This window comes from Labrenzia sp. 011 (genome assembly GCF_003075075.1).
GTDB lineage: Bacteria > Pseudomonadota > Alphaproteobacteria > Rhizobiales > Stappiaceae > Roseibium.
Genome location: NZ_QCYM01000012.1, coordinates 1 through 19,667 on the forward strand (window position 1 = coordinate 1; position 19,667 = coordinate 19,667).

At 59.4% G+C, this 19,667-nt stretch carries 16 protein-coding genes and 2 pseudogenes; 7 read left to right on the plus strand and 11 right to left on the minus strand.

All coding sequences use genetic code 11. The features are described from left to right. Positions 1-454: 454 nt before the first annotated feature. Both DCO57_RS13650 and DCO57_RS13655 read left to right on the plus strand, forming a co-directional pair. Complete coding sequence (locus DCO57_RS13650) at positions 455-1,270, plus strand: hypothetical protein (RefSeq protein WP_205756159.1); 816 nt, start codon at positions 455-457, stop codon at positions 1,268-1,270. Continuing rightward, positions 1,270-2,139 carry a nucleotidyl transferase AbiEii/AbiGii toxin family protein gene (locus DCO57_RS13655; protein WP_116699471.1) on the plus strand — a complete coding sequence of 290 codons (870 nt, stop codon included), beginning with the start codon at positions 1,270-1,272 and terminating at the stop codon, positions 2,137-2,139. The genes DCO57_RS13650 and DCO57_RS13655 overlap by 1 nt, the downstream gene beginning before the upstream one ends. Positions 2,140-2,537: 398 nt before the next feature. Here the strand turns inward: DCO57_RS13655 and DCO57_RS13660 are convergent. From DCO57_RS13660 to purB, 5 genes and pseudogenes are all read right to left on the minus strand, one after another. Beyond that, positions 2,538-3,497: pseudogene (locus tag DCO57_RS13660) on the minus strand (IS1595 family transposase); the annotation flags it as partial. A 56-nt stretch (positions 3,498-3,553) separates the two neighbouring features. Then, complete coding sequence (locus DCO57_RS23300; protein ID WP_133192675.1) at positions 3,554-3,916, minus strand: hypothetical protein; 363 nt, start codon at positions 3,914-3,916, stop codon at positions 3,554-3,556. Positions 3,917-4,052: 136 nt separating this feature from the next. Next, on the minus strand, positions 4,053-4,802 hold the full coding sequence (locus tag DCO57_RS13665) for a metallophosphoesterase family protein (protein WP_116699473.1): 750 nt from the start codon (positions 4,800-4,802) through the stop codon (positions 4,053-4,055). Further along, positions 4,799-5,206 (minus strand): DUF4260 domain-containing protein, encoded by a 408-nt coding sequence (locus tag DCO57_RS13670; RefSeq protein ID WP_116699474.1) that lies wholly within the window; start codon positions 5,204-5,206, stop codon positions 4,799-4,801. The genes DCO57_RS13665 and DCO57_RS13670 overlap by 4 nt, the downstream gene beginning before the upstream one ends. Before the next feature lie 26 nt (positions 5,207-5,232). Continuing rightward, entirely contained in the window at positions 5,233-6,561 is a 1,329-nt protein-coding gene (gene purB, locus DCO57_RS13675; RefSeq protein ID WP_116699475.1) for an adenylosuccinate lyase, read from the minus strand. 162 nt (positions 6,562-6,723) lie between these two features. Here purB and DCO57_RS13680 point away from each other — a divergent pair, with 162 nt between their 5' ends. Then, a complete protein-coding gene (locus DCO57_RS13680; RefSeq protein ID WP_116699476.1) occupies positions 6,724-7,206 on the plus strand; it encodes an NUDIX domain-containing protein in 483 nt (160 codons plus the stop codon). On the opposite strand, the gene DCO57_RS13685 is transcribed toward DCO57_RS13680, so the two are convergent. Both DCO57_RS13685 and rpe read right to left on the minus strand, forming a co-directional pair. Next, the gene (locus DCO57_RS13685; RefSeq protein WP_116699477.1) at positions 7,207-8,781 is read right to left on the minus strand and encodes an APC family permease; all 1,575 of its coding nucleotides are present in this window, start codon (positions 8,779-8,781) and stop codon (positions 7,207-7,209) included. 153 nt (positions 8,782-8,934) lie between these two features. Next, on the minus strand, positions 8,935-9,612 hold the full coding sequence (rpe, locus tag DCO57_RS13690) for a ribulose-phosphate 3-epimerase (protein ID WP_116699478.1): 678 nt from the start codon (positions 9,610-9,612) through the stop codon (positions 8,935-8,937). Positions 9,613-9,996: 384 nt separating this feature from the next. On the opposite strand from rpe, the gene DCO57_RS13695 reads away from it, so the two are divergent. Continuing rightward, entirely contained in the window at positions 9,997-10,629 is a 633-nt protein-coding gene (locus tag DCO57_RS13695) for a hypothetical protein (protein WP_133192676.1), read from the plus strand. Next, on the plus strand, positions 10,619-11,191 hold the full coding sequence (locus DCO57_RS23305) for a hypothetical protein (RefSeq protein WP_133192678.1): 573 nt from the start codon (positions 10,619-10,621) through the stop codon (positions 11,189-11,191). Before DCO57_RS13695 ends, DCO57_RS23305 begins: the two co-directional genes overlap by 11 nt. A 28-nt stretch (positions 11,192-11,219) precedes the next feature. Here the strand turns inward: DCO57_RS23305 and DCO57_RS23920 are convergent. The 3 genes and pseudogenes from DCO57_RS23920 to DCO57_RS13710 all read right to left on the minus strand — a co-directional run. Further along, positions 11,220-11,460: pseudogene (locus DCO57_RS23920) on the minus strand (transposase); the annotation flags it as partial. 118 nt (positions 11,461-11,578) lie between these two features. Further along, a complete protein-coding gene (locus tag DCO57_RS13705; RefSeq protein WP_244287944.1) occupies positions 11,579-12,364 on the minus strand; it encodes a DUF2259 domain-containing protein in 786 nt (261 codons plus the stop codon). 73 nt (positions 12,365-12,437) lie between these two features. Further along, positions 12,438-13,412, minus strand: a complete 975-nt coding sequence (locus DCO57_RS13710) for a sodium:proton symporter (protein WP_165814741.1) — start codon at positions 13,410-13,412, stop codon at positions 12,438-12,440. A gap of 210 nt (positions 13,413-13,622) precedes the next feature. Here DCO57_RS13710 and DCO57_RS13715 point away from each other — a divergent pair, with 210 nt between their 5' ends. Then, a complete protein-coding gene (locus DCO57_RS13715; RefSeq protein ID WP_116699589.1) occupies positions 13,623-14,906 on the plus strand; it encodes an FAD-binding oxidoreductase in 1,284 nt (427 codons plus the stop codon). 38 nt (positions 14,907-14,944) lie between these two features. On the opposite strand, the gene DCO57_RS13720 is transcribed toward DCO57_RS13715, so the two are convergent. Next, positions 14,945-15,424 carry an Lrp/AsnC family transcriptional regulator gene (locus DCO57_RS13720; protein WP_068414057.1) on the minus strand — a complete coding sequence of 160 codons (480 nt, stop codon included), beginning with the start codon at positions 15,422-15,424 and terminating at the stop codon, positions 14,945-14,947. 148 nt (positions 15,425-15,572) lie between these two features. Between DCO57_RS13720 and DCO57_RS13725 the strand changes: the two genes are divergently transcribed. Further along, positions 15,573-19,094 carry an indolepyruvate ferredoxin oxidoreductase family protein gene (locus DCO57_RS13725; RefSeq protein WP_116699480.1) on the plus strand — a complete coding sequence of 1,174 codons (3,522 nt, stop codon included), beginning with the start codon at positions 15,573-15,575 and terminating at the stop codon, positions 19,092-19,094. Positions 19,095-19,667 lie beyond the last annotated feature (573 nt).

Sequence of the window (19,667 nt, forward strand, 5' to 3'; positions counted from 1 at the left end):
TTCCAAATATTCTGCTGAGAAATACCAAGTCGGGATCTTTTTTTGAATTAACATTATTATTAATGCTCACTTCTACTTTGTATTCATTGAATTTTTCAGTTTTAGGTAGCTGTATTAATGCTTTTAATGCCGCTTATCCCTTTCGCTCAGGTTACTACAACATATTGATCCGAATGACCGCCTAAGAGCGAAGGGCGGTGTGAAAGCTATTTGACCAGATTCGCGCTTTCCCGTCCCCAACGGAGAGGCCATTGGGAGAGATTTGAAGCAACGGTAAGCATCTCCTGAGCGCCCCAGTTTTCGCGAACCTCTCGAGATACGCTCAGCAATTTGTTGTCAAAACCAATTTTATCATCTCTTGAGGATGATTGAGGGCGTTGCGTTAAAACAATCGACGAGAGAGTGATATTATGATACCAATAATCATCCTATGGAGATGATTGTGGCATTAAGCATGAAAACACTCGGATCTCAAACAGCCAAACTCGTGCAGGGATTGCATGACAAAGGGCGTTCGACGTTCACACTCGACGATGCGGTTGAAATTGTCGGCGGTCCCAGAAATATCGTTTCCAATCTGCTTGCAAAAGCGCAGAAGCGCGGAGTTGTTACCCGTCTGAAACGGGGTCTGTACGTCCTGGTTCCGTATGAACTAGGGAGTGCAACCGTCTACGGAGGGAACCCGCTGACCGTGGCCTCACGATTGCTGGAAGGTAGGCCGCACTATCTTTCCCACGGAACGGCAATGGCGGTGCACGGTATGACCAGGCAGCCTCAGATTCTGGTGACGGCTTCATGTGTTAACTCCCCGGCCAGCAATATGCAGGCTGGTGGAACTGAATTGCGGGTGGTCTCCATTCGCGAAGGGGAAGTGTTCGGGACAAAGAACCATTGGACCGAAGATGGGCAAAAGGTCGTTGTCAGTGACATCGAGCGAACCATCGTCGACTGCCTTCGCCGTACGGACCTGTGTGGGGGTTACGTTGAAATCGACGCGGGTACGTGGATGGTTCGAACCAAGGTAAATGCAGACAGACTTGTTGATTACGCCGTTCGCCTCGGCATCGGAGCTGTAATTGGGCGTGTCGGCTTTCTCATGGATTCATGCGAACTCGGCAGCGAAGATCATCGGAGCCGTTTGCGGGAGAAGTTGACGAAAACTTATCACCTTCTCGATCCGCTGATGCCGCCGGACGGGAAATACATGTCCGAGTGGCATCTTCGCCTCAATGTGAGTCGCGAAGAGATTATTTCTGTAAGGAGTACCTGATGATAAGCCAACGCGACCTCTCGCTGATTTCCAACGATTTATACAAGGACAGCGGGGGTCGCCGCATCCCGGATCAAACCATCGAGCTTGATTACGCGCTTGGGTGGTTCCTTTCCGAGCTTTCGCAAAATCCGTTTGGAACCCACCTTGCTTTCAAGGGCGGCACGGCTCTCAGGAGATGTTACTTTGGAGAGTATCGTTTCTCGGAGGACCTCGATTTCACGCTGCTGAATTCAGCCACTTTCGACGAGGTCGTCGCGGCTTTCAACGAAGTGGGAGAATCCGTCCGTGACGCTTCAGGCATGGATTTTGTGTTCGCTCGACCAGATGGTCAACAGCGCCTAAACAGCCACACTTTCTATATGGAATTCACTGGACCGATGCGCCGGGCGCGGACCTTTAAAGTGGATATGACCATCAATGAGACGATCGTGCATGATCTGGAGATGCGTCCGATCTTGGCAACGTACGACGCGTATGATTTTCCTTCGGGCTGCACTGTGAAGACATATTCAGTCGAGGAAATAGCAACTGAAAAAATTGTCGCCTTGACGGACAAGGCCCGCAGCCAGCCGAGGGACCTTTTTGACATCTGGAAGCTCCATGAAGAGTTCGGGATCGAACTGGCGGAACTCGCAAATCCAATTGCTCAGAAACTCGCATTTCGTGGTAGGGATGCCGAAAATTTGGAAAATCTGTTCTCCCGAAAGGAAGCTGTGTTGAAGGCAACCTGGTCGGCACGCCTTGATCCTCAAATGAGTTCCACGCCTCCGTTTGATGGCGTGTTCAGAGAGGTGAAACGTGCGTTCAGGCAATCGGACGTATTCAGCCTGGTGCAGACGGAGCACCAGAGGCTCAAGAACGATTAGGCCGACGATTATTCTGCGGCGATCGCAACAGACCCTCGCGAAACGGGACTTGGCGGCAACATTCGCGGCAACAGCGGATCGGGCTTACGGTACCTCCGTCCGGTCATTTTGACCTCGCCGGGACGGCGTGGGGTCAAGACCGGGCGCCCCGATTTCCGGCGCTTGTAGATCCGGCGATCGGCGAACTCCGGAACCCCATCAAATTCCCATTGGAAGCTTCTGTAGGCGGCCGGATCCTCTTCATACAATCGGTCGACCCACCAGACGAGATTATCCATGATCTCGACGCGCGAAACGCGATAGTAGGCAACGAGGTCCCTAACGATCTGGCGCTTGTTCGGGTGACACATCTTGAGGATCTCTTCGATATGATCCTGTTTCCATCGTTTCGTATCGCCGACGATGTCCCGGTAGGTGATCGGTGCGAGGCGCTGGCCGATGCCGAACATCCTGTCCATGGTGCTGCCGAAGCTGCGACGTCTGTTCCACCGGAAGACGAATTCGTTCAGGTAAGCGTCGATGTGCTTCTCCCGGAAGCCGTGATACGTGCCCAATGCCCATCGCTTCAGGTTGGCGAAGAGGACGTGGATCCATTTGAAGACGATGTGCGCCGGAAGCGGCGACCGTTTCAGGTTCACCTTCGTCAGAGGGCGATCCGGAACCTTGTTGTACGAGGCCAGCTCGTCGGTTCGCAGATGCGTCCCGGGTGCCGTGTTGGCGACCACGAAGGGAACGATGCTGTCCGCCGACCGATTTGCGATCCTGGCTAATCGGATTCGGCCGACGCCGAACCTGCCGATCGTTTCGACGGCACCCGCAACCCATATCTGGTTGGCAGTGCTGCTACCGCCGCCCTTCTTCAACTCGTCACCATCGCGACGATAAGGAATGGCGGTTTCGTCGACATCCACGTTCCCTTCGAGCGGTGCCCGGTTCGGATTGACCATCGCCCGGCGAAGCTTGTGGAGCAGCAGCCAGGCCGTCTTGTAGGTGACATCGATTTTCGTCTGAAGCTGGAGCGCCGAGATGCCGTTGGAATGCGTCGCCATCAGGTACGCGGCGAGGAACCACTTCCTCAGAGGCAGATGCGTCCCCTGCATGACCGTTCCCGCGATCACGGAGGTCTGCTTTCGGCATCCGGGATCTTTTTCTCCGCCGCCGCACTGCCACAGCCATGGACGTGTCTCCAGTCGCCAGGCCTTTCTCGAACCGCAGTGCGGGCACACGAAGCCGCCCGGCCAGCGTTTGTTGGAGAGGTATTCCGCGCAGGCGTAGTCGTCGTGGAAGGTGTCCACGAACTTTTCCAGGGACGGTGGCTTGTCGTGTTTCCACCTGGTCGGAAAGAGCGCCTCGGTCATGCCGGCACTCAATAGGGGATGATGTCGGCCGCGTCATCCCAAAACGCTAGATATGGTTACCACCTGAGCGAAAGGGATAAGCGGCCTTTTAATTCAATTGAAATCGATTCAGTTGTGTACGGTAAAGATTTGTCAAATATCCTGAATCTATCTGAAGAAGAAAATTTCTGTGTTTCTCCATTTGAGAACTTTGCTTCGATTGTGATATTTGATCCAGTTGTATGGTATTGTTCGCAAAACTGGTTCCATTTATCTGAAATACTGAGTATGTCGTCGATATTGACAATTTTTGGCTTGGAATAAGATTTGCTAATTTTTTCAGTTTTTCCGGTAAGCTCAGAGTAAAGGGCTTGCATTATCTGAGGAGAATTGCTGCCAATTTTTACTGCTTCTCCTGCTGAGCTTCCTGAGTTGTTCATCGTTTTGACCTTGCTGATTTAATTAATTCTCAAATGATTCATTAAGAAATGAATTTAATGCGAGATACGAATATCAGGCAACTTTTTCTTGTGATGTTTTGTGATTGCAGTTCAGCTATGTAAATGGCCTTAGTCCTCAGGAAAGCGGGCCGTAGAATCCGTGTTTCAGCGCCCGCGCCCAGCCTGGCCGGCCGTTCTCCGCCGCCGTACGGCTGGCGGTTTCCCAGTCGTAGGCGAGGCTCTTCTGCTGGAAGTTCCAGACGCCGTTCCGGACCGTCATGAGCGCGTAGCGTGCGTGCGGGCTGCCGGCTTCCATGACGTGCAGCTGCGGATGGTCGTCCTGGTAGGAGGGCAGGCCGACACTGCCCGGGTTGAGCAGTATCTGTCCGGTTTTCTGCAGCCTGATGAGCCTCGGAATATGGCTATGGCCGCAGCAGACGATGGGCGAGGTCTCGCCGTTGAGGTTACGCAGGAGCGTGTCCTCATCGGGAAGATGGCCCTTCGGCCCTTCTATCTTTTCGGTCAGATAGCGGTCGTCGTTCTCCGGCGTGCCGTGGCAGAGAAAGACGGTCTCGTCGAGCCGGATGGTCGGCTTCGTGGTTCTCAGCCATTCGAGGCTCGCATCGGACAGGCGTTCGGCGGCGAAGACATCGGTCGGCCCCATCTCGTCGATGGGATCGTCCAGCACGATCCGGTCATGATTGCCGCGCACGGTCGGCCAGCCGGTTTCCCGCAGGATCGCAGCGGTCTCCTCCGGCCACAACGGGCCGGAGACGCAGTCGCCCAGATTGACGATCATGTCCGGAGCTTCCGTCTTGAGGTCGGCGATCACCGCCTCGAGCGCCAGAAGGTTGCCGTGGATATCGGAAATGACGGCGATTTTCATGTTTCGGTTTCCTTGCGGCCCATGTGACCGAGATGGGTGATCCCGAAGCCTGCCGGGCTTTTCAATCCGTAGCCCAGGACGCGGTCGAAAGCGATATGCGATGCCCAGATGAGGCACAGCGGTACGACATCCTGAAAGGCGTCGGGCGTCCGCAGAATTTCGGTAAGGATCACACCGCAAATCAACAGGAAGGCCGGGCCGAAAAAGCTGTGCAGGAGATTATAGGCAAAGGCCCCGAAACGGGGACCGGCGAGATAGCCCAGCATCGACAGGTCGGGCACCGGAAACAGCAGCAGGAATATCCACCAGGGCGCCCCGCTCCAGGAATAGAGGGCAAGGGTCGCCAGAAACACGAACAGCGCTTCGATCCGCTGCCATGCCAGGAGAGATTTTTCGCCGGTCACCGGTCCTTGTCCCGCAGCAGGGTCGCCTAGGCTTCCCCGAACACCCGCTCGAAGATCACATCGACATTCTTGGTGTGATAGCCGAGGTCGAAGCGGTCGCGGATCTCTTCTTCGGAAAGATAGTTGCGCACATCCGCATCGTTCAGAAGCTCGGTCAGGAAGTCGACGGAGGCGCTGCCTGCGACCTGGTAGCTGTCCCAGACCTTCATGGCGTTGCGCTGGACCAGCCGGTAGGCGTCCTCGCGGGAGGAGCCTGCCTGGGTAAGGGCGAGCAGGATACGCTGGGAGTGCACGAGCCCGCCGAGACGGTTCATGTTGCCGGCCATCCGGTCCGGATAGACCATCAGCTTGTCGATGACGCCGGTGAGGCGGGCCAGGGCAAAGTCGAGGGTGACGGTGGCGTCCGGGCCGATCATCCGTTCGACGGAGGAGTGGGAGATATCGCGCTCGTGCCAGAGAGCGACGTTTTCCATCGCCGGGATGGAGAAGCCGCGCACAAGACGGGCAAGGCCGGTGAGATTTTCGGTCAGCACCGGATTGCGCTTGTGCGGCATGGCGGAAGAGCCCTTCTGGCCCTTGGAGAAGAATTCCTCCGCTTCCAGAACCTCGGTGCGCTGCAGGTGACGGATTTCGGTGGCCACGCGTTCGATGGAGGAGGCGATGACGCCGAGGGTGGCGAAATACATGGCGTGGCGGTCCCGCGGGATCACCTGGGTGGAGACCGGTTCGGCCTGCAGGCCCATGGCCTTGGCCACATGTTCCTCGACGGCCGGGTCGATATTGGCGAAGGTGCCGACCGCACCGGAAATGGCGCAGGTGGCGATTTCCTCACGCGCGGCCACAAGCCGCTTCCTGCAGCGGTCGAATTCCGCGTAGGCCTCTGCCATCTTCAGACCGAAGGTGACCGGCTCGGCGTGGATGCCGTGGGAGCGGCCGATGCAGACCGTGTCCTTGTGTTCCATCGCCCGGCGCCTGATCGCGGCCAGCAGCGCGTCCATGTCGGCGAGCAGCAGGTCGGTGGCGCGGACAAGCTGGACGTTGAAACAGGTGTCCAGAACGTCCGACGAGGTCATGCCCTGGTGAACGAAGCGCGCATCGGGACCGACAATTTCGGCCAGATGCGTCAGAAAGGCGATGACGTCATGCTTGGTCTCGCGTTCGATTTCGTCGATGCGCTCGATGTCGAATGTGGCGCTGCCACCCTTTTCCCAGATAGTCTTTGCCGCTTCCGCAGGAATGACACCCAGTTCCGCCAGGGCATCGCAGGCATGGGCCTCGATCTCGAACCAGATGCGGAATTTCGTTTCCGGTGACCAGACGGCGACCATGTCGGGGCGGGAGTAGCGCGGGATCATCTGAGAAAGGACCTCATGGTTTCTTTTCTTTTCTGGCTGGGCAATAGCAGAGCGCGGCGGCCCCTTCAATGCGGACGCAGCGGTTTTTGCTTGCAGGGTTGGCCCGCAAGATGAATTTTAACCCCCAGACCCGCAACCGTGTCCATTCTCCGGGAGACCGCAATGAAACTCTGGCGCCCTGCGAACACCATCACGGTGAAAGCGCTTGCCCTGATCTGGCAGGACGATGCCTTGCTCCTGTGCGATGTGTACGACGACAGCGGCAGGGTGACCGGCATGCGGCCGCTGGGCGGTACGGTCGAATTCGGGGAACCCTGGCGCGATGCCCTGCAGCGCGAATTCCTGGAAGAACTGGGGGCCCGGATTTCGCTGCTGGACAGTCATTTCGTGATGGAGAACATCTACGAACATCATGGTGTGACCGGTCATGAAGTCGTGTTCTTCTGCCATGCCCATTTCGTGGACAGCAGCTTCTATCAGAAGGAGAGCCTTGCTTTCGTCGAAAGCGACGAGACGGCCGGCATCGCAAAATGGGTATCGCTGGACGAACTCGCCGCCCGGCGGCTCGAACTCTATCCCGCCGGTTTGAAAGAGAGACTTGCCACGCGGGACGCGTCCGGCACAGCAGGGCGCATTCTCAGCTGATCACGTCGGGCCGTATTCCATCTCCTCGTCCAGCTTTTCCTCGGCCATGTAGCGGTCGAACTTGTCCTTGGTCAGACACAGCCGCACGGCGAACAGATAGACGCCGGTGGCAAACAGGCTGATGACGAGAATATCCGGGCCGACCGGTATGATGCCGCTGCCGCCACCAAAGGAACCGAGCCAGGAGAACAGGACGATCCCGGCGAGATAGGGGACGAGCCACGTTGCCTCGCGCCAGTCGAGACTGTCGAAGCCGCCCTGCCAGTTCCGGTAAAGCATCAGCGCGAACCCGGCCGCCAGACAGATTCCCAGATGGAGCATCGTGTCCCAGCCGCTCCAGTAGATGATCAGGGTGGCAACGATGAAAGCAAGGCAGCCGGTAAGAGGGGCGGCGGGCAGGACGAAGGCCCGCGGTGTGTCGGGCAGCAGCCGCCGGAAGGCCAGGACCGCGACCGGACCGACAACGAAAGACATCACGATCGAGGAGGTGTTGAGCGCGATGACTTCCTTGAAGGGCAAAAGCACGAAAAACAGGGCCGCGACGACGAAATTCACGATCAGCGCGAACAGCGGCACGCCGCGCGCCGACAGGAATTCCATGAACTTCGGGAAGAGTCCGTTCTGGGCCATGGCAAGACCGAGGCGGGCATTGGACCCCACGGAGACCAGGCCCGAGGCGAAGCTGGAAATGCGCGCGCTGGTATCGAGAATGCTGACGATCCACAGCGCTCCGACCGAAGTGGCAATCGCGGCCATCGGACCGAGCTCGCCGGGGAAGCTCAGCGCCGGCCAGCCGCCCTGGAGCTGGTTGTCATCAAGGGCGCCGAGAAAGGCAAGCTGCAGGCTGCCGTAAATCATCAGGCAGACCACGAGGCTGATAATGAGGGCCAGCGGCACATTGACCTTGGGGTTTCGGGCTTCCCCGGCAAGGTCGATGACATGGCGAAAGCCGATCAGGGCGAAGATCACGCCACCGGTCGAAATGGCGGAGAGGATGCCCTTCAGTCCTTCGGGCGCGAAACCGCCATAGTCGCTGAAATTGGTGAAGCGGAATTCCGATGTCAGGATGACGGCGGCCAGCAGCCCCGGCACGAGAATTTTCACCCAGGTGAGGGTCGTGTTGATTCGGGCGAAGAATTTCACGCCGAAGGCATTGAACACCGTGAAAACCGCCAGGAGCAGGCAGGCAACGCCGAGCCCGGCCGCGCTCAGGTGGCCGCTTGTGCCGTAAAGCCAGGGGGCCAGGCTTTTCGAATAGCTCAGCACCGCCTCCACCTCGATGGTCGCGGTGGTGTTGTAGCCGATCCAGGCGGTCCAGCCCATGGCCATGGAAACCACGGAACCGTGCGAGAAATGCGGTACACGGCCAATGCCGCCGGCGACCGGCAGTATGGCGGTGATCTCTGCGAAGGTGGCGGCGAGCAGCAGCATGGCAAAGCCGCCGATTACCCAGGCGAGCAGGGCGGAGGGGCCGGCAGCCTGTGCCGCGAGCAGTGGCGCGAACAGCCAGCCGGAGCCCAGAATGCCGCTGATGGCGACAAAGGTGAGGCCCAGTAGCCCGATACTGCGTTGCATATGCGCCAAGACGAATCTCCCCGGTCCCAGTTGCACCAACCTTAACCGAGGAATTGTCTCAACTAAAAGTCACGTAATCCGGGTTTTTTACAGGGGTTCTGCAAATCCGGGCGTTTCCCTCCCCGCCGGAGTGCTCCGGCAGCACCCGTGATCTCAGGAAACGGCCGTTTCCGCAGCCGTGCGGATGGCCGAAATGTTGCCTGCGTAGCTTTCGACCGTGCCGCCCTTGAAGACCGCCGATCCGGCGACCAGAACATTGGCGCCGGCTGCGGCAACCAGCGGGGCGGTGTCCGGAGTGACGCCGCCGTCGATCTGCAGGTCGATCGGCCGGTCGCCGATCATGGCCTTGATGCGGCGGGTCTTTTCCACCATGGCGTGAATGAACTTCTGGCCGCCGAAACCCGGGTTGACGGTCATCACCAGGATCAGGTCCAGCCGGTCGAGCACATATTCGAGGACGCTTTCCGGGGTCGAGGGGTTCAGGGAAACGCCGGCCTTCCTGCCCAGATTGCGGATGGCCTGCAGCGAGCGGTCCAGATGCGGGCCGGCTTCGGCATGCACGGTGATGATGTCGGACCCGGCCCTGGCGAAGGCCTCCAGATAGGGATCGCAGGGGGCGATCATCAGATGGGTGTCGAAGATCTTGTCCGTGTGCGGGCGCAGCCTGGCGATCACGTCCGGACCGAAGGTGATGTTGGGGACGAAATGCCCGTCCATGACGTCCAGATGGATCCAGTCCGCACCGGCCTCCACCACATCGCGGACTTCCTGGCCGAGCTTTGAAAAGTCGGAGGCAAGGATGGACGGGGCGATGGCGAGCGGGCGGGTCATCTGAAGGGCTCCGGAAGGTCTGGAAAGAGTAACCGCCCGCTAACATGCCTGACAGAGTGGCGCAAGAAAAAGGCCTTTAGACAAATGGCCCATATCCTGCGCCTTGACTGAACTATCGTTCGACTTTGGATCGCCCGGAGCTGGTGAGCTCCGGTTCGTGAGGGGCGCCGCCAACTGACGAACCGAAGGTATCGCCGTTCCCCGGTTTTTTGAAAACAATGCGTTGTCTTTGCGAAGAATTCGGTGCGGTTTGCGGGCGGGTTGCCACAAGGTGGCTTGTTAAATAACCGCATATCGGTAGCTTGGTGGTGCAACTGGAAGGAGGCGTCCCGGGTGCAAGACAACGAAGCGGAACCGGTGGGTGGCGCCGGGTAAGAAGGGCACTTGCCAGGTGCCTTCAGGGGCGAACAGGTGTTGGGCGAACTGTCTACAAGCGAGATGAAAACGCCGGGCGATGCGGCGGGCAGGCAATTAGCGGGCCGGAAGACGGTCGGTGAAGTGGACGTCAGCGCGCCTGCAAGGACCAGCGTGCAAATCCGACTGGTTGATGGGGCCGAGGCGGATTGCCGGGCGGGGGTCAATCTGGCGCGCGAGGCGCATTTGCACATGGTGTTCCGGGACATTCCATTTTCCGAAGAAAAGGCCAAGGCGATCTACGCCAAGGCCGTGGTGCAGCCGGAGCGGTTCGGGTTGATCTATGCTGTGCCGGCGGCGGATGAACTGCTTGCCGAAGACGGGCTCCTGGGCTTTGCCTCTGTGCAGGTAAGCGAACATTTCCTGGGCATAGGCACGCAGATTGCGACAGTTCAGACGCTGAACGTTTCCCAAGAGCTGTCCGGCACACTGCTCGACGGCAAGGTTGCCCTCCGCCTCGTCCAGGCGGTGCGCCACTGGGCCAAGACAAGAAACTTTACCCATCTGGTGGTCCATGTCACCAATGGCGACAATGCGGAAGACGCGGACAGGTTCTTCCTGCGCTGCGGGATCGTGACGGTTGGAGAGAATTATGTTGGTTGAGCCGACGCACTTCTCTGTCAAAAGAGAAAAAAGCCACAAGAAAAAGATCAAGAAGCCGCATTTTGAAGATCTTTATTTATTTATATTTCTGATTTCCACAGTAGCTATTTACTTTTCACAATTTAAAACAAATGCTTTCTCTGCAGATGTTCCGAGCTTTAATTATTTGTGCGTTTATGAGTATGGATTGCATGATGAAAAAGACTGCAGGCATGCAAGTCATGAAATTTTTTTGAATAGCAAGAAAAAAAATGGGTTTAAATATCAAGTTGTTGATAATTATATTGAAAATACTTTGGCTGTTGTCTTCGGCGAAGCGAGACTTTCTCCGAAAATTAGCCTTCCAATTGGTTGTTATGAGGAATTCGTTTCGAGAACTTCTGAATCTTCTGTGTCCAGGACCACTGCGTATGGTAGAGAAGTTTTCCATACTCTGTTTTTAGATAGGGCCGTAAATGATATTGGTAAATGTATAGATTTACTATTGTTTGTATACTTAGATTTAGGTGTTGAAGAGAGTGATTTCCAAGAAAAAATGGAAACTTTTCTGGAAAAAGACTAAGTGGGGTGCAGATGTCTAGGCTTCAGACTCATAACCAGTAGCATACGGTTGCCGCGAGGCAGAGGGACGACAGAAAGTTCCTGGCATTGCGGTCATAGCGTGTTGCGATCCTGCGAAACTCCTTGAGCCTGCCGAACATTCGTTCGATGACGTTTCTGCCCACTGTAAAGGTATGGCGAGAAACAGTTTTGCCCTTTGCGTGTTCTGCGTGGCGGAATGTTGAGCCGAGACCCGCGAGCCTCCACGGCTCTGCGGATACGGTTACTGTCGTCATGCAGAACTGAAGTGCTGTCGAAAACCTGAAATTGGCGGTGGATGTGCCCGCCGCGCCGGTGGGGTTGGGGGCCGGATCAAGACCGGGGCAGCAGGAACTTGAAGCCCTGCCGCTCACAGCCGTCCGGTGATTGCCAGGTAGCGCCGGTCCGGACCTTCGAAGCCGTGGCTGTCCATCTGGACCAGAACCGCGTAGACCGGCGGCGCGCCGTCCGGGAAATGGGTGATTATGCGCTCGATGCGGTAGGCGAGCGGACAGCCGCGGCTTTGGGGCAGGCTGCTGTCCTCGTTGAGGACCCGCGTTTGACCCTTGTAGGTCATGGTCAGCCGGAAGCCTCTTGTCTCGGTCACGGCAAAGCCCGCGCAGGTGTCTGAACTCAGCGGGTATTCGTTCAGCTTCAGTTCCAGCTCGTCCTCTCCGGGGCGGAAGAAATCGCGCGGGGCGACGACCATCCGGAACGGGTCGGAATTGAGTTCTGTGCGCGGGTTATGTCCCGCGGTCAGGCCCTTTCCGGCGATCCGGGTCGTCTGCAGAAGCTCAAGCGCCGTGGCGCGGTTTTCCGCGCGCACTGCCGCCACAAGGGCGTCCGGGTCATAGATGCCATCCCGTTCGATATCCTCTTCATCCTGATTGCGCAGAAGGAAGGGCGAGGGCTTTACCCAGCTGTCGCTGGCGACATCGAGCACGAAGATCTCCGAGTAGGGAAAGCCGGAGCCGTCCTGGATCCCGTATTGCTCGAAGGCGAAATAGGCGCCGTCATCGGAGAAACCGAGAACGTCCGCTGTCGCCGTGTCTCCGGCAATGGCGGGCAATGGGAGCAGGGCAAGGGCAAGGAGGGCCGACAGGCCGCGAAGTGTTGTCGTGATGGCAAGTCCTGTTCCTGATTGAAAGGCGGTCACCGCTGGTTCCTCTGAATTCAAGTGATGTGCGAATGCGAATTTCAGCCGGTTCTAGTCCTGGCCCGGCAGCCTGTCAGGTCTGCTGCGTCACACTTTTATCGTTGAGGCGGCAGAAAATGCGAACGAAGGGCTTGAGCAGCATGGGCAGCATGTAGATGGGGAACTGGCCGAGTGCGAACCACAGCCAGGTCAGTTCCGGCAAGGTGCCGCCGAAGGCCGCCACCATCAGACCCATGTTGCGGGTGCCGCAGGTATGCGCGATCGCATATGCGTCCTCACGGCTGGCCGGAGCGAAGACGAGCAGGGTCAGCACGATCTGCAGCAGCGCCAGGGCGAAGGTGAGGGCGGTGAGCGCCAGGGTGAACAGCGGCTTTTGCGCAAAGCTGAGCGCAACTCCATCCATGGCCGCGATGGCGAAGAACAGAAGCAGGAGAACATTCAGGCCGCTGATGTGCAGCGAGCTGCGCGAGAGCCGTTCCGCGCCGGCCAGTTTGCGGAAGGTTGCCGACAGAAGGAAGGCGCCGGCGAGCAGGACGGACAGTTGTACGGCCAGTCCGCCGACGCTCAGCGGCAGGGACGGGCCCAGCATCAGCTCTCCGATGAAGGGGGCGGTGAGCGGGGTCACGATCAGGGCCGCCACGGACAGCGCCAGGCTGAGTGTTCCGTCCAGGCCCAGCAGATAGATGAAGGCCGGTGCGGCCATCACCGGCGGGGCGGCCGTGGCGATGAACAGCGCCAGGATCGCCTGTGGGCCGAAGGTCGACAGACCGAACAGCTCGATCGCGCCCCAGGAAAGGAGCGGCACGCCGAGCATCATCCAGACGAGCGCGGCGATCATGAGCGCCGGACGCCGCAGCCGCAGCGTGATCGCGTGTTTGTCGACCCGGAGAAAGGTCAGGGTGAGGAGGCAGAAAACGGCAAATGTCAGATAGGGCCGCAGATAGGCGGACAGCGCGGGAAGCGCGACACCGATGAATATGCAAATGGCCAGGGCGGCGGTTCCATGACGGCCCAGCCACGCCAGGCCTGCCGCAAACACTCGAATCATCTAAACTCGTCTCCGGACAACATGAGGCCGTACCCTAGATCAACTGGCTTTGCCGTGGAAACACAGGAAAGCGGATTGTCGGTTGATTTTCAGGCGGAAACTCCTTCCGCCTGTGCGCGTGCGACCGCAGGGCGCGTCCTGAACATGCCGGCCCGGATGTCCGGAGGCGGCGGCGGAACCGGGCCCGCCGGAATTGCATGGCAAAGAGGCATGGCGAAGCAGACGAGCAAAATCCAGTCTTTCGAGGTGATGGTTCTCGGCGCGGGTATCGTGGGGGTTGCGACGGCGCTTCACCTGCGCCGCCTGGGGCTGGATGTTGCCCTGATCGACCGGACCCATCCGGGCGCCGGAGCGTCTTTCGGCAATGCGGGCGTCGTGCAGCGCAACGGATTCGTGCCGCACGGTGTGCCCGGCAGCGCGCGGGAGCTGCTGGGGATCCTGTTCCGGCAGTCGAGTGCCGTTTCCTATGATCTTGCAACGCTGATCCGCCTGCTTCCCTGGCTCCGGCGCCATCATGCTGCTGGCGGTCTCCGGGCGGCCGACCTGTATTCGCGGGTCGTTGCGCCCTTACGGGCGGTTGCGGTTCAGGAACATCTCGATCTTGCCCGCTCGGCGAATGCGGACAGGTTCTATCGGCAGGGCGGATGGCTGCATCTCTACAGGTCGGGTTCTTGCTACGACCGGGACGAGGCAGAGCGATATTATGCGCGGGTTTTCGGGGCTGCCTATGAAGAGCTGCTGGCTGATGAGATCGGTATTCTCGAACCGGGACTGAAGATCGCCAACAGCAGGGCGGCAAGCCTGAAGGCGATCCACTGGACCGAGAGCTGCTCCGTGTCCAATCCGGGTGCGGTCGTGGACGCCATCTGGCGGACCTTCGTCAGGGAGGGCGGCGAATATTTCCGCGCCGATGCCCGGCAGCTGCAACACAAGCGGGGCGGCTGGCGCCTCGAGGGCGAGCGCGGAACGGTCTTTGCCGGGAAAGCGGTCATTGCACTCGGGGCCTGGTCGCAGGACATCCTGAAGGGTCTGGGCGAAAGTTATCCGCTTGCGGTCATGCGGGGCTATCACATGCATTACCGGCCATTGTCGGGGGCATCCCTGTCGCGCCCGGTCGTCGACATGGAACACGGGTTCGTGCTGACCCCGACCGACAATGGCATACGGCTGACCACCGGACTCGAACTGGCCGAGCGCGACGCCCCTCCCAATCCCAACGTCATCGCACTGGCGAGAAAACGGGCGGAAGATCTCATTCCGCTCGGGCGGCCCCTGCAGGAGGCGCCCTGGCTGGGCGCGCGGCCGTGCCTGCCCGATTCCCTGCCGGTCGTCGGCGCCTCGCCGACGATCCCGGACCTGTGGATGAACTTCGGTCATGCGCAGGACGGTTTCACGCTCGGACCGATTACCGGCCGGCTGCTGGCCGAGCAGATCGCCGGCAAGTCGCCCCTGCTGGACCCCTCCGGCCTGTCACCGCTGCGTTTCGTGGCGTGACCCGGTGCGGCCGATGAGGCCTTGTTCCTTCACCCGGTTCAGCTCTCGCGCAAGGGGAGGGCGACCGTGTCCTTGACCGTATTGACCACGATGCGGGACTGGACGTCCGACACCAGCGTGTTGTCGAGCAGCTTCAGCCTCAGGAAGTTGTCGTAGGTTTTGATGTCGTCGGTGACGACCTTTATAAGATAGTCCACGGCCCCGGTGATGCGTTCGCAGGTGACGACTTCGGGCCAGTGATGCACCAGCTTGTCGAAGGTTTCCATGTTGTCCCGGCTGGGAACCGCGAGCTTGACGAAAGAATAGGCGACAAAACCCAGGCCGACCGATTCCCGGTCTATGATGGCGGTGATCTGGCGGATAATGCCCTGTTCCTTCAGCCTCTTGATCCTGCGCCAGCAGGGCGTCTGGCTCATGCCGGCTTCCTTGGCGACCTCGGCGATGGACAGGGAGGCGTCGCGCTGCAGGACACGAAGGACGCGAACGTCTGAAGGGTCGAGAAGATATTTATCTGTCATGGAAGGATTCAGGAATTTTTATGCTGTGGCAGGGTTATTTGTCGTGACGATAGCACAGAAATTGCCTGAGAAAAGGATGATATTTATCTGAAAGGATAGGCCGGCCGGACGCAGTGCCGTCCGAAATACCGGTCGAGGAGGATGTCGGATGAATATGCATATGCCAACGGTTACCCTTGAGGACAAATATGTCGCCACGCAGGGACGGGTCTATCTGACGGGGATCCAGGCGCTGGTCCGGCTCGTCCTGGACCGGGCAAGGCTCGACCGGCAGGCAGGGCTGAAGACGGGCGGCTTCATCTCCGGCTATCGCGGATCGCCGCTTGCCGGCTATGACACCGAACTGATGCGGGCTCAGCGGCACCTCAAGCAGCATGATGTGGTCTTCAAGCCCGGTGTGAACGAGGAACTTGGCGCAACCGCCGTGTGGGGCAGCCAGAAACTGCGCGGCGAAGGCGGCGTCGGACGGGCAACGGATTACGACGGTGTCTTCGGCATCTGGTACGGCAAGTCGCCCGGTGTGGACCGGGCGGGGGACGCGCTGCGCCAGGCGAATGCCTCCGGCACCGATCGCAATGGCGGAGTGCTTGCCCTGGCCGGGGACGACCATCTGGCCAAGTCTTCCATTCTCCCCGCGCAAAGCGAATTCTATTTCGAGCACGCGGAAATTCCGGTGCTCAATCCCTCCGATATCCAGGACGTGCTCGACTACGGCCTGCACGGCCTTGAAATGTCCCGTTTCACCGGTCTGTGGAGTGCGCTCATCTGTGTTGCGGACACCATGGATGCCTCGGCGACCATCGATGTCTCTGCGCAGCGGCTGCGTCTGCTGCGCCCGCTCGAAGGAGATCCGCGCAAGGACTACCGCCAGAACCGGGATCTTCTTCTCGGCAACAGGCTGGAAACCGAGCGCCTGCTGCGCGACATGCGCCTGCCGGCGGCGCAGGCCTATGTGCGCGCCAACGGTCTCGACCAGGTGACCTTCGGCGCCCGTGGCCAGGTCAAGCTCGGAATCGTTGCCTCCGGCAAGGCCTATCGCGATCTGTTGCAGGCGCTGGACCTGATGGGGATTTCCGAGGAGTTTGCCAAAACACTCGGTCTTGCCGTCTACAAGGTCGCCATGACCTGGCCGCTGGAACCGCAGGGCCTGCGCGAATTTGCCCGGGGCACCGAACGCCTGCTCGTTGTCGAGCACAAGCGCGGCTTCATGGAACCGCAGATCAAGGAAATCTCCTATCACTGGCCCCACATGAGCCGGCCGGAAATCTGGGGCAAGCGGCGACCGGACGGAACGCCGTTCCTGTCCGATGTGCTCGAACTGTCGGTCGCCGAACTCATCGAGGGACTGATGGCCTGGCTGCCGGATGACGCAGTGTCCGATGACATGCGCGCGCTGGCCAGCCGCATGACCCGTCAGGTGATGTGGGCGCAGGGTCACGCTGAGCGGGCTGCCCGCATTCCCTATTTCTGTTCCGGATGTCCGCATTCGACCTCCACACAGACTCCCGAGGGGTCCCGCTCCCTGCCGGGGATCGGCTGTCATGCCATGACCGAAATGGCCGGGCGCACCACGGAGGGCCAGATCGCCATGGGCGGCGAAGGCATCCTGTGGGTCGGCCAGCAGCCGTTTTCCGGCGACAGCCACGTGTTCGCCAATGTCGGCGACGGAACCTATTTCCATTCCGGCATTCTGGCCATTCGCCAGGCCCTGGCCTCGAATGTGCCGATCACCTACAAGATTCTCTACAATGACGCGGTCGCCATGACCGGCGGCCAGAAGGTCGACGGCCAGCTCTCCGTGCCGCAGATTACCCGCCAGCTCGAAGCGGAAGGGGTCGAACGGATTGCGATCGTTTCGGAGACCCCGGAAAATTACGGCTCCTGGTCCCCGATCGCTCCGGGCACAAAGGTGCATCACCGCGACGAGCTGATGGATGTCCAGAAGGAGCTGCAATCCTTCAAGGGGGTTTCCGTCATTGTCTACGACCAGACCTGCGCGGCGGAAAAACGCCGCCGGCGCAAGCGCGGCCAGTTTCCGGATCCGGACAAGCGGCTGTTCATCAACGACCGCGTCTGCGAGGGTTGCGGCGACTGTTCGGTCCAGTCCAACTGCCTGTCGGTCGAGCCGCTGGCGACGCCCTTCGGCGAGAAGCGGGTGATCAACCAGTCGAGCTGCAACAAGGACTATTCCTGCGTGAAGGGGTTCTGCCCGTCCTTCGTGGAAATCGAGGGGGCGGAGTTGAAGAGGCCGAAAAAGGCCGATGTCGACATCGATGCGCTGGTGGAAGAACTGCCGCAGCCGGTCCCGGCCTCTCTCGATCGCACCCGCAATGCCCTGGTGGCCGGCATCGGCGGCATGGGCGTGACGACCATCAGCGCGGTTCTAGCCATGGCCGCCCATGTGGACGGCAAACAGGCCTCCACGCTGGACATGACGGGCCTTGCCCAGAAAGGCGGCCCGGTCACCTCGCATATCCGCTTCGCGGCAAGCGACAGATCCATCGAAGGACCGCGCGTTCCGGCAGCCAGTCTCGATCTGCTGATTGCCAGTGACATGGTCGTGGCCACGAATGCGGAGCAGCTCGCGCTGGCGCACCGGGGCAAGACGATGACCGTTGCCAATACCAAGGTCGCGCCGACAGCCGAATTCGTTCTGAAGCAGACCCTGTCCTTCGATGAAAAACGCATGGATACCGCCCTCCGCGAGGCGTCCGGCACCTATCTGGCCATGAACGCGGCGGATATCGCCGAAAAGCTTCTGGGTGACGCCATCTACGCCAACATGCTCCTTGTCGGCATGGCCTATCAGAGCGGCGGCCTGCCGCTGAGCGACCATGCCATCGAGACGGCGCTTGAACTCAACGGCGCGGCGGTCGCCAACAACATCAAGGCTTTCCGCGCCGGCCGCGTCCTGGCCGGGGATGCCGGGAAGCTGCTGAATGCGCTGCCGGCCGAAGCCAGGCCGCGGGAATTCACGCTGGACGAGAAGATTGCCTTCAATGCGCAGGAGCTGGCCGCCTATCAGGACGCGGCATATGCGGCCCGCTACCGGGATCTTGTGGCGAAGGTCAAGGTCGCGGACGAAGCCCATGGACCGGGAACCCTGCGCCTGACGCGCACCGTTGCCGATCATCTCTTCAAGGTGATGGCCTACAAGGATGAATATGAAGTCGCGCGGCTTTATTCCGATCCCGCCTTCCGGCGGAAGATCGCGCAGCGGTTCGAAAACCCGCGCAAGCTGAAGGTGCATCTGGCGCCGCCGATCCTCGCCCATCGCAAGGACCCCAAGACGGGCCGTCCGGAAAAGATCGCCTTCGGTCCCTGGGTGTTCGGCGTCTTCAGGGTGCTGGCGAAATTCAGGGGCATGCGCGGCAAGTGGTTCGATCCTTTCGCACGCAGTCCCGAGCGCCGGGCGGAACGGGCCCTGATTGCCCAGTATGAGGCGGATATTGCGGAAATCCTGAACCGGCTGCCGGATGGCAATTACGGCCTTCTGGTCGAACTGGCCCGCGTGCCCGACCTTGTGCGCGGCTTCGGCCCGGTGAAGGAAGACAACATGCGCAAGGCTGCCGAGAAGCGTCTGATGCTGCTGGAGCAGCTGACCACGCGCGGTGATGGCGGAAGCGATGACGCAGAGGCGTCGAAGCACTTTCTCGCAGCCGCGGAGTAAAAAGGTCAGCGAGCCCGAACCGGCTCGCTGACGCATCCGCAGGCAGGTCCCCGGTCAGGGGGCTCGCTGGTCCACGCCGGCTGTGGCCTGTGGCTCCGCTTTCCCCGACAGTGCGAAGTTTGCTCGACAAACTGGCCTGTTGGGGGACGGGTGGCGGCGAAATGCAATCCGGACAAAAGTATTTCATACAGAGGTGAAAATTTCGGGGAATGGAAAATACCCCGAAGACAGCTGCCAGCGCCGGGCAAAGCGGGAGCGCATGGGGACGGCTGCCGCTGCCCGTGTGTAATGACCTGACTGGAGATAAAGAGGTCACCTTCGATCCACGCTCAGAGTGTATTCAATCGGCCGAGAGTCCGGAATTGCGCGCCTGAAGCGTCTTTCTGCGCAGGCATGGTGTTTTTTCCTGCGGCTTCCGTAAGCGGTTAACTGGATATAAATCGCGATAAAATCAATTATTTTCAATGGGTTGGATTCATTAGATACAACGAGATTACAATTGTTCATAAGTTTAAGGAAAAGACGATTACATTCTCGGAACGAGCGTTTTGTTCTTTTTTAAAACTCACCTTC

Bases quoted from the DNA above. Each gene is read 5' to 3' on its own strand.
- DCO57_RS13650 (WP_205756159.1), top strand. From the start codon at position 455: ATGAAAACACTCGGATCTCAAACAGCCAAACTCGTGCAGGGATTGCAT.
- DCO57_RS13655 (WP_116699471.1), top strand. From the start codon at position 1,270: ATGATAAGCCAACGCGACCTCTCGCTGATTTCCAACGATTTATACAAG.
- DCO57_RS23300 (WP_133192675.1), bottom strand. From the start codon at position 3,916: ATGAACAACTCAGGAAGCTCAGCAGGAGAAGCAGTAAAAATTGGCAGC.
- DCO57_RS13665 (WP_116699473.1), bottom strand. From the start codon at position 4,802: ATGAAAATCGCCGTCATTTCCGATATCCACGGCAACCTTCTGGCGCTC.
- purB (WP_116699475.1), bottom strand. From the start codon at position 6,561: ATGATCCCGCGCTACTCCCGCCCCGACATGGTCGCCGTCTGGTCACCG.
- DCO57_RS13680 (WP_116699476.1), top strand. From the start codon at position 6,724: ATGAAACTCTGGCGCCCTGCGAACACCATCACGGTGAAAGCGCTTGCC.
- DCO57_RS13685 (WP_116699477.1), bottom strand. From the start codon at position 8,781: ATGCAACGCAGTATCGGGCTACTGGGCCTCACCTTTGTCGCCATCAGC.
- rpe (WP_116699478.1), bottom strand. From the start codon at position 9,612: ATGACCCGCCCGCTCGCCATCGCCCCGTCCATCCTTGCCTCCGACTTT.
- DCO57_RS23305 (WP_133192678.1), top strand. From the start codon at position 10,619: ATGTTGGTTGAGCCGACGCACTTCTCTGTCAAAAGAGAAAAAAGCCAC.
- DCO57_RS13710 (WP_165814741.1), bottom strand. From the start codon at position 13,412: ATGATTCGAGTGTTTGCGGCAGGCCTGGCGTGGCTGGGCCGTCATGGA.
- DCO57_RS13715 (WP_116699589.1), top strand. From the start codon at position 13,623: ATGGCGAAGCAGACGAGCAAAATCCAGTCTTTCGAGGTGATGGTTCTC.
- DCO57_RS13720 (WP_068414057.1), bottom strand. From the start codon at position 15,424: ATGACAGATAAATATCTTCTCGACCCTTCAGACGTTCGCGTCCTTCGT.
- DCO57_RS13725 (WP_116699480.1), top strand. From the start codon at position 15,573: ATGAATATGCATATGCCAACGGTTACCCTTGAGGACAAATATGTCGCC.